Origin of the sequence: Ruminococcus flavefaciens ND2009 (assembly GCF_000621785.1) — a bacterium.
GTDB classification, from domain to species: domain Bacteria; phylum Bacillota; class Clostridia; order Oscillospirales; family Ruminococcaceae; genus Ruminococcus; species Ruminococcus flavefaciens_C.
In genome coordinates, this window is sequence record NZ_JHXI01000011.1 from 1 (window position 1) to 13,106 (window position 13,106).

Below are 13,106 nucleotides of genomic sequence, written 5' to 3' on the forward strand. Positions count from 1 at the left end.
ACATATGCTCCGCCTGCCTTGATGATTCCGTAGATCCCGGCTATCATTTCTATGCTTCTGTCTGCTATTATCGCTACGAAATCGTCAGGCTTCACTCCCATCTCTCGCAGCTTATGCGCCAGGCTGTTTGCCTTTGCATTCAGCTCTGCATAAGTCAGTTCCTTGTCTTCAAATACAAGTGCAACATTGTCAGGGGTCTTCTTTACCTGCTCTTCAAACAGCTCTGCTACTGTCTTTTCTCTCGGATAGTCTGTCTCCGTTGCGTTGAAGTCGTTGAGGATCAGCTGCTTTTCAGAATCCGTAATTAATGATATATCCTTAATAATTGAGTCAGGATTATGCAGAATATCGTCTATCAGTCTACAGTATGAATCAGCAATTTTTTCTATTTTCTCATGAGTATAAATATCTTCAGCATACTGAATGATCAGCTCAAAAGAATCCGCCAATTCGTTCACATAAACCGAAAGATCATTAGAACAATGCAGAGGTGTTTCACCCTTTATCTGGCAGCTTGCTCCGTCAATAGTAAGCAAGTCTCTATATGATTTCTGATAACGGAATGCAACATTATATAGTTCATTTTTTACACCGCAGACATCATAAATAGTTTCATAAAGAACATCAGAATTATCAAGTACTTCATAATAGCTTGTCTGCATTTCGCTTACAAAGTCACCTAAATTTATATTTGTATCGATCTGCTTTTTTACAGGTACAGTATTAACATACATACCTACGGTATTGGAAAGCTCATTAAACTTTCTGCCGGCAACAAATGTTCCGATTGTTATATCCTTTTCAGATGTGAGCTTATTAAGAACCAGGAACAAAGCTGAGACAAAAAAAGTATTTCTTGTGCACTTTTTAGCCTTGCAAAAATTATTGATCTCATCAGCACACAAAATACTTCTTTCAAATCTTACATTGTTCATAAGATTTTCCTTAACATAAGGATTATCCTTAAGAAGATCAAGTGAGCTGCTGTTATCATCAACAGTTTCCTTCCAGAACTCTGTTTTTGCCTTATACTCGACGCTGTTGATGTATTCCTTCTGCCATCTTACAAAATCACAGTACTGATATTCAGATAAACAATCTGTTACTTCATTCTTGTTATAAAACTCACCAAATTGTTTCATAAATACAGCTACACTTCTGCCGTCAAATACAATATGATGAAAGGCAAGCAGCAATAAAAATGTATCATCACTGCATTTTACAATTTCTGCTCTTGTCAGGAGCTCGTCAGAATCAAGATCAAAGGGCTTGCTAAAACTTTTTAATTCCCTCTCCTTTATCATATCAAATGATTCACCGTCAACTGACAGATCCTTATAATCAATCGAGGTTGAAACGAAATCTTTTATAAAATAAAAAAGCCCATCATTATCATGATAGAATCTCGCTCTAAGCATCGGGTTAAGACTTATGCATTTATTATAAGCCTTTTTCAGCTGGTCAATGTCAACAACGCCATTGATTTTTACTGAAAGGGTTATATTATAATCAAGTCTTGACGGTTCAGAACAATAAAGTGCATATAACCTTTCCTGAACTGATGAAGCAGCATTACGCTTCTCAAAATCAGAATGTTCAAGTGTTAAATACTTCTCTTTATCGTCTTCAGAACTATTTTCTATCAGATCGATGAGATCTTTTACATATTCACAATTTGCCAGATCATGTATCCCAATCCCCACATTAAAAACATCTTTTATCTCTTCAATAATACTTATAAACTCAAGAGAATCCCATTCCTCTATATCTTCCAGCGCAAAATCAGGGGTAATAATTATGGAATTATCTTCAAAAACATCAATAAAAATATCTTGTAACTCTTTTACTATCATTTTTCTTCTCCTATTATGCATTTATTACTATGTAATTAAGAAGCTTAAATAGTAATTCATAATAAAGAATATCATTATTGATAATTAATAAAGCACAAACATTTTTCATTATTAAATTAAGTACTGCTAAAACTATAACTGGATCTATTGGTAAAAAGTTGAAACTACTGCTTTGTAATACAACAATGTATTCTTTATTGAATCACTTTAAAGCTTTTCAAAACTCAACAATACTTTGCTATATCACGCAATACTTTCTTCAGGTACGAAGGGTATTCAGGGCAATTGAACGGAAAGAAATGCGAGTCATCAAAGCATTTCAATAAAAACAACGATGTTGTATATTTTTTCCATTCACCCATGTCCTCAGCAGGCGCTTCATCATCTTGTAAACCGGTACCAACAAACATCGGTATATTGATAGGCTTTATTTCATCCTGCTCAAAATTTTCACCGGCGCTGATATCAGCAATAAAAATATCCGAGAGGATATCCATAAGTTCAGGATCCTTCAGGATCTCCTCGTCCATCTGTCCCAGTTCTATCATCTTTTCAATGATCTTCTCTTTTGAATATCCGGACAATCTTTCGTCCTTATACTTCAGATGAGGAGGTCTTGTACCGCCTATAATGACAGCCTTGGGAGGATATTTGTACCGGGAGCTCAGCTTCAGCGCGGTCAGATACGCTATAAGGCATCCCATGCTGTGCCCATACAGAACATAATTGCTGGGAGCTTCGCTTATAATTGTTTTGACCACATCATCGGAAATCTTCTGAGCGTCATTATAGAGCTCCTCAGTAAACCTTGAACCATGGCCGCTGTACTCTACAGGTATCACCTCAGCAACATCGGAGTATCTGCTTATCCAGTCGCTGTATATCGTTTTACTTCCACAGGAATACGGTAAACAAAACATTTTTAACTTATTCATGAGTGCCCCCTATAATAAAAACATATTGTAATATATATATAATTATAACCTAACTGTAGAAAAATGTCAATAGTTAATAGTACCTTATTATTTATTACATCTTTCAATTGTATTATATAAAACTGTCAATTATATTGTAAAGAATGCACAAAAAGCAATATTTACGCTCCATTTCAGAGGATAAATACAACAGTTTTCTTAAACTTTAATTTAATAATTAATTCCTTGCTTAAATCAAAGCTTTATCATATGGACAAATAATAATCTTTTATGTAATTGACAAAAGTGAAACAAATTATCATCCACTATATATAAAAATTATATTGACAAATAGTTATATCGATGCTATAATATAACAGTGCGTTGATTGTTAAAGAGGTTTATTTTTTATACAATCTTCATAATTTTTGCAAAAAATCTCAGGAGGGAATATGGAATCACTTATCGTTAACAACCTGGTTAAGAAATTTCCTTTGAGTAAAAAACAAAGGAAAAAACTTTACACATCCGAAACCGAAAAAACAGCTGTTGACAATATCAGCTTCGTAGCAAAATCGGGAGAGGTTTTCGGGCTTCTCGGAACAAACGGTGCCGGAAAAACCACTACTATGCGTATGCTTGCTACACTTATCAAGCCCAACTCAGGTCAGATCTTTTTCAACGATATCAATGCTATCGAAAATCCTGAAAAAGTACGTTCACAGCTTGCATTTCTCACGACAGACCTTAAACCTGATATGAAATCCACGCCAAGTGCAATGTATGACTTTTTCGCTGAACTGTATCATATTCCTCGTAACTACGCTTTGGAACGTAAAAAACAATTATTTAGTGAGTTCCAGATAGAACCCTACGCTGAAACAATGATAGCTAAGCTCTCACAGGGACAGCGTCAGAAGGTTTCATTGGTCATCTCTGTTATACATGATCCCAAATTTGTTATTTTCGATGAGCCGACAAACGGACTTGACATCATAGCAGCCAGAGAGGTTCGTGATTTTATCATTTCCATGAAGAAAAACGGAAAATGTGTCATTATTTCCACGCATTTATTTGATCTTGTCGAAAAGATATGCGATCGTGCAGCTATAATCATGGACGGTAAGATCATCGCCAATGACACCCTTGATAATTTAATGCAGGGTCGCTCACTCGAAGATGCATTTTACGAAATGTATTTAAAGCAAGTTAAGATGAAAGAGGTGTGACCATGAGAGATATTATTACAGTTGCAAAAAAAGAACTAAAGACCTTCTTCTCAGATAAGGTTATTTTATTCCAGATGATTTTTCTTCCTTTCGTAATTATTTTCGGCTACTCCTCTCTTATGTCCGGAATCGCAAAAGCCAATACAGAACCGGAAAAAAAGGAAGTCAAGGCATATTATATGAATGCGCCTGAATCCTTCAAGGATCCTCTCGAAAACCTGAAAATAAAGGTCGCTCCCGACAATAATGAAGAGAAATACATAAAAGATGTCAAGAACAAAGAATTAGACCTTTTTGTTATATTCCCCGAGAATTTCAAGGAAGCTCAGCCGGGTCAGACAGACCTCTCTAATATCGACATCTATTACAATTCGGAAGAGAGTTCTTCGATCGAGCTGTTTTCAGGTGTTACAGCCCTCTTTACAACAATGCAGCCGCAAATATTCACAGTAAATGCTTCCCCCGATAAAACATATGACCTTGTCGATAAAGATGCAGCATTCAGAGACCTCATCAGTTCATTTGTACCATTAATGGCATTTTTCGCAGTATTTATGATCTGTATGACACTTGCAGCAAATTCAATTGCCGGTGATAAGGAAAACGGTTTCCTCAATACTCTCCTTGTTTCTCCTATCCGACGCAAAGATCTCGCAATCGGAAAATCAGTTTCTATTCTTATAGTTGCAATAATCGCAAGTCTCTCAACATTCGTCGGAATCATATTATCACTGAGAAAGCTCTCTGATGCCATCAATTCAGGTGAGGGAGTGAAGTACGGTGTTTCTGAATATCTTGTACTTTTAATGGCACTTGTTACCGGAGCATTTACCCTTGCTGCAGTTCTTCTTATCGTATCAACTTTAGCAAAGAATGTAAAACAGGCAACAACCGTTGCCCCGATATTCCTGTTCTTCTTAATGATACCGTCATTACTCAGTACAATACCTACTTTTGAATCCTTTATAAAAGCACTCGGAAGAAAGAATTACATCATTCCGGTATGGAATTCCGTAAGACTGTTCCAGGATGTTTTAAAACTTGATTTCTCAATGCTCAATGCACTCATAACTTTCGTTTCAAATATTATCGCAGTCCTCTTAGGAGCACTTCTCATCGGACACTTATTCAATAAGGAAAAGATCGTAAACGGATAATAAACACACACATATACAATAAGCGCCACCATCCTATAGTCAATAACTCCCCCGCAGTTTTCTGTCGGGGGTTTTTGATTGAAGATAACTAAAAGAATGGTATAACAATTGAAAAGATAGCCGCACCTGATAAGGACGGTAATGCGCCTGCGATAGTAGTACCAAAGGTCAAGACAGGTAAACCTCAGATAATTGAAGTTGAAGCAACACCTGAGCAGCGTGAGATAGTTAAGGACTTTGCAAGACGTGGTAGAGAAATACAGCTCGGCAACGTCAGACCAGATCAAGACAATCTCTTAAAGATAACAGGAGAAGCTCATCTGGTAGGTCTTGGCAACAGAGCTGTGGCTTCGGTTTACGCGAAAAATGGTTGGGAGCTGATGAATACGAAGAAGAATATTATAAAAAATGAAAAAAGTGCAGAACACTTCGATTTTTATTTACAGAATTCAGATTTTTAGTCGTATCATAACCAATTATTTCAGATAAAAAGAAAAGCCGCAATTGCCGATATATAGGCAACAACAGCTTATAAATGAAAAACCTTTCTGAACGTGCGGGTTCAGAAAGGTTTAGTCATATCATATGGTTGGGGTGGAAGGATTTGAACCCTCGAAATAACGGAGTCAGAGTCCGCTGCCTTACCACTTGGCGACACCCCAGTGTATGTACTGAATTATTCAGCTTTATTATTATATCACTGTCAGAGCTGATTGTCAATAGATAAAATATATTTTTATTTTTTAACTTTAGTTCCCATATGAAAAGCAGCAGCTCCCACGTTAAAATGACCGACCGCGGGAGCGCGCTTTTTCGCATATAAATACATTTTTCTTTCTTTTGCTCTGACTCTATGTAAACGCCGTAAGCTCCGGCGAAAACCAGTATAAAAGCATTCTGCGCTCTTTTCCTTTTGTATCCCTATTATACTCTTTTCCCCTGCCATTTACAATAACAGAAAAGTTCCGATATAAGAACGGTTTGACTGCATTTTTCTTACGATGCAGTATCATAATCTTACAGAATGTTTAAATAGTTACAGAATTCTTTCGGTTGCCTGTTCTCCCATTATACATTTTATATGAAAAAAATTCCGTCCAGGTCTTTTCAAGCAGTGATAAATGTGATATAATATACTTATCCTTTAATATAAAGTTTTAAAGCTTTTCTGAAGTGTGCTTCGGCATACTTTTTAATTACTAAACAGCGTATATGGAGATCTTTTTTATGGACACTAATTCTTACAATTCAGCAAAACAGGCAGCGCTGAAAAGATATTTCAGCCGTATGAACGATATGCAGCAGGAGGCTGTATTCACTGTGAACGGTCCCGTTCTTGTGCTTGCAGGCGCAGGAAGCGGCAAGACCACGGTGATAGTCAACCGTATCGCAAATATGATAAACTTCGGCAACGCCTACTTCGATACCACCCGTCAGGGCAGTGATGATGACATCGCCTTCCTGAAGGAGTACGCAGAGGGCAGGACCGATGACTTCGATACCCTCAGGGACACCGTTGCCGTTGACCCTGTGCGCCCCTGGAATATCCTCGCCATCACCTTCACCAACAAGGCAGCAGGCGAGCTGAAGGAGAGACTCTCCGCAATGCTGGGCGAGGAGGCTCTGAATATCCATGCCTCCACCTTCCATTCAGCCTGCGTAAGAATACTCAGGAGCGAGATAGAGGCTCTGGGCTACGGCAGGGACTTCACTATATACGACTCCGATGACAGCCAGCGCATGATAAAGAACGTCATGGGCGAGCTGGACGTTTCCGAGAAGCAGCTTGCTCCCAAGGCGGTTCTCAGTGAGATAAGTTTCGCCAAGGACAAGATGATAACTCCCGCGGAGCTCCGCGCCGATGCAGGTCAGGACTACCGCAAGAAGATGGTAGCCAAGCTCTATGCCCTGTATCAGGAGCGAATGAGGGCTGCAAATGCTGTGGACTTCGACGATATACTGGTTCTTACAGTTGAGCTTTTCGAGCAGTTCCCCGAGGTCCTGGAAAAGTACAGGAGCCGCTTTAAGTACATAATGGTGGACGAGTATCAGGACACCAACCACGTTCAGTTCAGACTTGTATCCCTCCTTTCGGGCGGACACAAGAACCTCTGCGTAGTGGGCGATGATGACCAGAGCATTTACAAATTCCGTGGCGCAAATATTGAGAATATCCTGGGCTTTGAGGAGCAGTTCGAGGGTGCAAAGGTCATTCGTCTCGAGCAGAATTACCGCTCCACACAGACCATACTCAACGCCGCAAACTCAGTTATCAGCAACAACAACGGCAGAAAGCCCAAGACTCTCTGGACCTCCGGCGAGCAGGGCGACAAGGTATACTGGTACAAGGCTGTGGACGAGACCGATGAGGCAAAGTTCGTGGCGGACACTATACTTGCCTCCTACAAGGAGACAGGCCGCTATTCCGACAATGCTGTGCTCTACCGTATGAACGCACAGTCCAACTCAATAGAGCGTATGCTGGTAAAGTGCGGCATACCCTACAGGGTTTACGGCGGTATGCGTTTCTACGACCGCAAGGAGATAAAGGACGTTACCTCCTACCTGAGCTTTATCAACAATCATAACGATATGCTCCGCTTCAGGCGCATTATCAACGAGCCCAAGCGCGGTATCGGCGACTCTACCCTCACCGTTATCGAGGACATCAGCCGCGACCTGAAAATATCACCCTTTGAGGTGCTGAAAAACTGCGAGGAGTACGCTCCACTTGCCAAGAAGGTCACAGCTCTCAAGAGTGCCTACCAGATGTTCGAGTTCCTCACCGAAAAGTCTGAGGAGCTTCCCCTTGACGAATTCCTCGACGTCCTCCTTGACAAGACAGGCTATCTTGACAGCCTGAAGGCTCTTGAGAATGCCGAGGCCAAAATAGAGAACGTACAGGAGCTCCGCACCTCCATGGCTCAGTACATGGAACAGGCTGAGGAGCCTACCCTCGGCGGCTTCCTTGAGGAGGTAGCCCTCTACACAGAGGCTGACCGCGATGACGGAAGCGATGACAAGGTAACTCTCATGACCATACACTCCGCAAAGGGTCTGGAGTATGAGAATATATTCGTTATCGGCATGGACGACGGTATCTTCCCCAGCTCGCGCTCCTTCGACAACGAGGACGATATGGAGGAGGAAAGACGTCTTGCATACGTTGCCATAACCCGTGCAAAGAAGCGTCTCTACCTCACCAACGCCAGCCAGCGTATGCTCTTCGGTCAGACACAGCGCAACGTCACCTCACGCTTTATGCGCGAGATAGGCAGTGAACTCATCGAAAAGCACGACAACGCAGCCGCTATGAAGAAGCACCTGGAGGAGAATGACAAGTCCGTTACCGAGGTTCGCTCGGCAACTCTCCAGCAGCAGCTTGCAAGAAGCAAGAAGGCAAGCTCAGCTCCCAGGGAGGCTGTTGCCTATGCCGCAGGCGAAAAGGTATCACACAGCATTTTCGGCGAGGGCGTTATAGTTTCCGTGACCCCCATGTCCAACGATTCAATGCTTGAGATAGCCTTCGACAAGGTGGGAACAAAGAAAATAATGGCAAATTACGCAAAGCTTAAAAAGCTCTGATACACAAGGAGTGATAATATGAGAAAGACCAAGATAGTCTGCACTATAGGACCTGCAACTGACGATGAAAACATTATGCGCGAGCTCATGCTGGCAGGCATGAACGTAGCCCGCTTCAACTTCTCCCACGGAGACTATGAGACCCACGAAAAGCGCTTCCGCGTTATCGAGAAGCTCCGCAAGGAGCTTGATCTCCCCGTGGCTACCCTTCTGGATACAAAGGGACCCGAGATACGTCTGGGCAAGTTCGTTGACGACAAGCCCGTAGAGATACACGACGGCGACACATACACCCTCACCACCGAGGACGTGCTCTGTGATGACAAGGTGGGAAGCATCAGCTTCAAGAAGCTTCCCCGTGACGTCAGCATGGGTACAAGGATACTCATCAATGACGGCGTTATTGAGCTCCTTGCGGAGAAGGTCACCACCACCGAGATAGTCTGCCGCGTAGTTCACGGCGGTACCCTCTCAAATAACAAGGGCATAAACGTGCCCGGTGTAAAGCTGTCAATGCCCTACCTCAGCGAAAGGGACATGGACGACCTTGAATTCGGCTCAAAGATGGGCTTCGACTTCATCGCCGCCAGCTTCGTCCGCACAGCTGCGGATATAAACTACCTCAGGAAGTTCACACAGAGCCTGGGCTGGTTCGACGTAAGGATAATCGCAAAAATAGAGAACACCGACGGCGTCGAGAACATCGACGAGATACTCGAGGCTGCCGACGGTATCATGGTAGCCCGCGGAGACATGGGCGTTGAGATACCCTTCGAGCAGATACCCGCTATCCAGAAGTCCCTTATCAAGAAGGGCTACAACGCAGGAAAGCAGGTCATTACAGCTACACAGATGCTGGAATCAATGATAACCAATCCCCGTCCTACCCGTGCGGAGATAACCGACGTTGCAAACGCTCTCTATGACGGCACCAGCGCTATCATGCTCTCCGGCGAGACCGCCGCAGGCGCTTACCCTGTGGAAGCCGTAAAGACCATGGCTCTCATAGCAGAGACCACCGAGAACAACATAAACTACAAGGCACGCTTCTCCTCACGCCGCGCCGACCAGAACGGCACTGTGGCTGAGGCTATCGCCCACGCTACGGTAACTACTGCCCATGACCTCAACGCAAGGGCTATCATCACCGTATCTCTCGGCGGACAGACAGCGAGACTTATCTCAAAGTACCGTCCAAGCTGTCCCATAATCAGCTGCACCATGAGCGAGGTGGTATGCCGCCAGATGAACATGAGCTGGGGCGTTATACCTTTCATAATCGACGAAAAGACCAATACCGACGACCTGTTTGCCGCAGCTGTTGAGGCTGCAGAGTCCCACAGACTCGTAGAGGACGGGGATCTTGTGGCTATCACCGCAGGAGTTCCTCTGGGTGTATCGGGAACCACCAACCTTATGAAGGTGGAGAAGATCGGCGGCAAATAATATTAAAATGGGATAATTGCTCCTTTGCTAAAAGGCGCAGAATATATTTTATAAACATGATATAAGGAGAAATAAAAATGTCAGTACAGAAAAGAAGCAGAATATTTGAGGTCATCATTGCAATACTGATGATAAGACCGACATTATCGATATTATCCGACCTTTATTCATATGACAGCGGTGATATAATAAGCGGTTTATTCAGACAGAACGCTCCGATCTTTTTCATCACAGTATCGGCAGCTATACTCATCATCACCCGCAAGTACGACCGTTTATGGGCAAAGCTTCTCCTGGGGGTCTCTATTGCCGTTTTTGCCTTTTCAGAGAGAAACAGGACCTATTTTGATATTAAGTTTGTCGGTAAATATATAAAAAGCTGCATCGATTATTTTACTTTTGACGGTATTTTCACATTGTTCACGTTCTATCTCACGATAGCCATGGGAATAATTATCCTTCTTATGATGTTCGGAGTTATAAAATGGAAAAACAGGACCAAGCTGCTTATCTATCTTTATGTAATTGCAGGCATTGCAGCTGTCGGAGCACTGGCGTTTTCTTCGCGCAGCTTTACTGTAATGCTGTACCTTTTACTGACCTGTTTCATTTACGAATTGCAGGAAAAGCCCGAACGCACAGCCCTTATCGGCTGGGCAGGAGCCATTACAGGAGCAGCCTCCGAGCTGTTCTTTGAGTATTATAACAAGTACTCCATGAAGGTCAATAGTACTGATGATATTCTTGATTACCTGAATGCAGGAAGGCAGAATGAAACTATACGCTGCCTGATATTTGCAGCTGCGATCATTCTTATTCCCCTTATTGTCTTCGAGAGAAAGTCTCCCCTTGAAAAAGTGGTATCTCCTGTTATTACCGACATCGAAGATGAAGACGATGACGAGTCCGACGATAACGAATGACTGTCTTTTTGCTCCGCCGCTGACTGCGAAGGACGGAGACCTGTTGGCTATCACCGCAGGTGTTCCTCTGGGCGTATCGGTAACCACCAACCTTATAAAGGCGGAGATGACCGGCGGCAAATAATAACATGATATAAGAGGGGATAAAAAATGAATATCACAGTAAAAAAGCGTACAAGGATCGCAGAGATCTTTGTCGGAATAGTTCTTATCTGCTTTTCTGTTATGAGCTTCCGCAGTTTCTGGCTGATGTATTTTCCGGATATGAGCTATTTCAAGCTCAGGATAACGCCCTATCTGCTGATCCCTGTACTTTCCACATTGTTCAGGATACTGCTTGCCGTAATGCTCATATTCAGACTGTATCACTCCAAGGTCATAAAAATACTCTACTGTATAACGGTGCCGGGATTGCTGCTCAACAGCCGCGGCGGCAGTATACTGCTGGGTTATTTCTTTGAGCCCTATTCAGTTTTCACTGCGTCAGGCTCATATTATGAAAATCATGACCTGATATTGTTCACTGATATACTCATGTTCCTTATTGTACTGGCAGCAGCTGTCATAGCTTTTCTGACTATGAACAGGAACATAGTATGGAAGTCAAGGAAACATCTCCTTATCTATACCTATGCCACAACAGGCTTGTATATGGCGCAGTCGCTCATCAGTTTAGCTGATTATTATGCAGTCCTGCTCTTTATGCTCCCCTGCCTCATGCAGGACTACACCGAAAACAAGAACACAAAGGGCATCACAGGCTGTTCTGCCTTTGCAGTAAAGCCCGTACTCCCTGCTGTCATCGGCTATTTTTACGCTCATTATTACGATAGCATATCAAGCGGCTTCTCATACATCACAACGGGCAAGAGCAATATTTCATCAAACGGCAACGAACAATACATATTATTTATGACCTGTCTGAATATTCTCCTTGTCCTCCTCACTCCCCTCATGCTCTTTGAGAGAAAGTGCACCGAGGCTGAGGACGTCGCTCAGGTAAAAAAGCTCAGCTCCGACGATGACGATGATGATGAAGACGATTACGAAGATGATAACGAGTATGAGGACGACGATGAGTATGAGGAAAATGAGCCCGAGGATAACGACTGATCGTCTGCTGCTCCGCCCCCTGACCATCGATGACGCCGAGGCTGCCTTTGAGTGGACTGGGGACGATAGAGTGGCGCAATACATGATATACTCCACCCACGAAAGCGTTGATACCACAAGGGAGTGGCTCCGCAGCATAGTCACCTCGGATACGCGCTTTGAGTTCGGCTTTGTCCGCAGGAGCGATAACAAGCTCATAGGCTCCGGCGGCATAAGGCTTCTTGAGGACGGCTTCTGGGAGTTCGGCTATAATCTCCGCTTCGACTGCTGGGGACAGGGCTATGCCACAGAGGCTTCAAGGGCAATGATGGAGCTTGTGCGCAGTAAGTTCGGAAACATAAAACTGAGAGCCGAATGTGCCGTGAAGAACACAGCCTCCGCTCATGTGATAGAAAAGTGCGGACTTGTGTTCAAAGAGTTCGGCGAGTATTCAAGCTATGACGGAAAGAAAACCTTCAGAGCGAAAATATTCGAGCTTTGATACCAAGCACTATGCACTAAAAACCAACAACTAAACAGAAAGAAGGAAATATTATGATAAAGCACATAGTTATGTTCAAATTAAAGGACGCCGAGGGCAGAAGCGAGTACGAAAACGCTGTTGAGGCTCAGAAGCGCTTCGACAACGTCATCGCTAATGTCAAGGAGCTGAAAAAAGGTGAGGTTGTAATCAACTCCAAGGACGCTCCCGAGAGCAACTACACTATCGCTCTTATCTGCGACTTCGACACCATCGACGACCTGAACGCATATCAGGTACACCCCGCACACCTTGAATTCGGCAAGTTCATTGGCACTGTAAAGACCGACAGAGCCTGCATAGACTACGAATGCTGATGATCGTCCCCGTGGCACGCAGCACGGGGATGTCATATATATAAAACCC

General features: G+C 43.1%; 11 protein-coding genes and 1 tRNA gene. 9 read left to right on the top strand and 3 right to left on the bottom strand.

From position 1 onward, the window contains the following. Window positions 1-1,853 (bottom strand): acyl carrier protein (locus T488_RS16820; protein ID WP_037296934.1); only part of this gene is annotated, 1,853 nt, incomplete at its 3' end. Window positions 1,854-2,077: 224 nt separating this feature from the next. Next, entirely contained in the window at window positions 2,078-2,788 is a 711-nt protein-coding gene (locus tag T488_RS18545) for a thioesterase II family protein (RefSeq protein ID WP_028519512.1), read from the bottom strand. A gap of 431 nt (window positions 2,789-3,219) precedes the next feature. On the opposite strand from T488_RS18545, the gene T488_RS0102985 reads away from it, so the two are divergent. After that, window positions 3,220-3,996 carry an ABC transporter ATP-binding protein gene (locus T488_RS0102985; protein WP_028519513.1) on the top strand — a complete coding sequence of 259 codons (777 nt, stop codon included), beginning with the start codon at window positions 3,220-3,222 and terminating at the stop codon, window positions 3,994-3,996. A gap of 2 nt (window positions 3,997-3,998) precedes the next feature. Next, on the top strand, window positions 3,999-5,153 hold the full coding sequence (locus T488_RS0102990; protein WP_028519514.1) for an ABC transporter permease: 1,155 nt from the start codon (window positions 3,999-4,001) through the stop codon (window positions 5,151-5,153). Window positions 5,154-5,739: 586 nt separating this feature from the next. On the opposite strand, the gene T488_RS0102995 is transcribed toward T488_RS0102990, so the two are convergent. Further along, window positions 5,740-5,815 (bottom strand) — tRNA-Gln (locus T488_RS0102995). A gap of 565 nt (window positions 5,816-6,380) precedes the next feature. On the opposite strand from T488_RS0102995, the gene T488_RS0103000 reads away from it, so the two are divergent. The 7 genes from T488_RS0103000 (at window position 6,381) to T488_RS0103030 (ending at window position 13,057) form a co-directional block, all read left to right on the top strand. Continuing rightward, window positions 6,381-8,738 carry an ATP-dependent helicase gene (locus T488_RS0103000; protein ID WP_028519515.1) on the top strand — a complete coding sequence of 786 codons (2,358 nt, stop codon included), beginning with the start codon at window positions 6,381-6,383 and terminating at the stop codon, window positions 8,736-8,738. Window positions 8,739-8,756: 18 nt separating this feature from the next. Next, on the top strand, window positions 8,757-10,184 hold the full coding sequence (gene pyk, locus T488_RS0103005) for a pyruvate kinase (protein WP_028519516.1): 1,428 nt from the start codon (window positions 8,757-8,759) through the stop codon (window positions 10,182-10,184). A gap of 77 nt (window positions 10,185-10,261) precedes the next feature. Next, window positions 10,262-11,107 carry a hypothetical protein gene (locus tag T488_RS0103010; RefSeq protein ID WP_028519517.1) on the top strand — a complete coding sequence of 282 codons (846 nt, stop codon included), beginning with the start codon at window positions 10,262-10,264 and terminating at the stop codon, window positions 11,105-11,107. After that, complete coding sequence (locus T488_RS19510) at window positions 11,073-11,231, top strand: hypothetical protein (protein WP_196243261.1); 159 nt, start codon at window positions 11,073-11,075, stop codon at window positions 11,229-11,231. The genes T488_RS0103010 and T488_RS19510 overlap by 35 nt, the downstream gene beginning before the upstream one ends. A gap of 26 nt (window positions 11,232-11,257) precedes the next feature. Next, the gene (locus T488_RS0103020) at window positions 11,258-12,220 is read left to right on the top strand and encodes a hypothetical protein (RefSeq protein WP_028519518.1); all 963 of its coding nucleotides are present in this window, start codon (window positions 11,258-11,260) and stop codon (window positions 12,218-12,220) included. After that, a complete protein-coding gene (locus tag T488_RS18550) occupies window positions 12,189-12,701 on the top strand; it encodes a GNAT family N-acetyltransferase (protein WP_196243262.1) in 513 nt (170 codons plus the stop codon). The genes T488_RS0103020 and T488_RS18550 overlap by 32 nt, the downstream gene beginning before the upstream one ends. Window positions 12,702-12,754: 53 nt before the next feature. Beyond that, complete coding sequence (locus T488_RS0103030; protein WP_028519519.1) at window positions 12,755-13,057, top strand: Dabb family protein; 303 nt, start codon at window positions 12,755-12,757, stop codon at window positions 13,055-13,057. Window positions 13,058-13,106 lie beyond the last annotated feature (49 nt).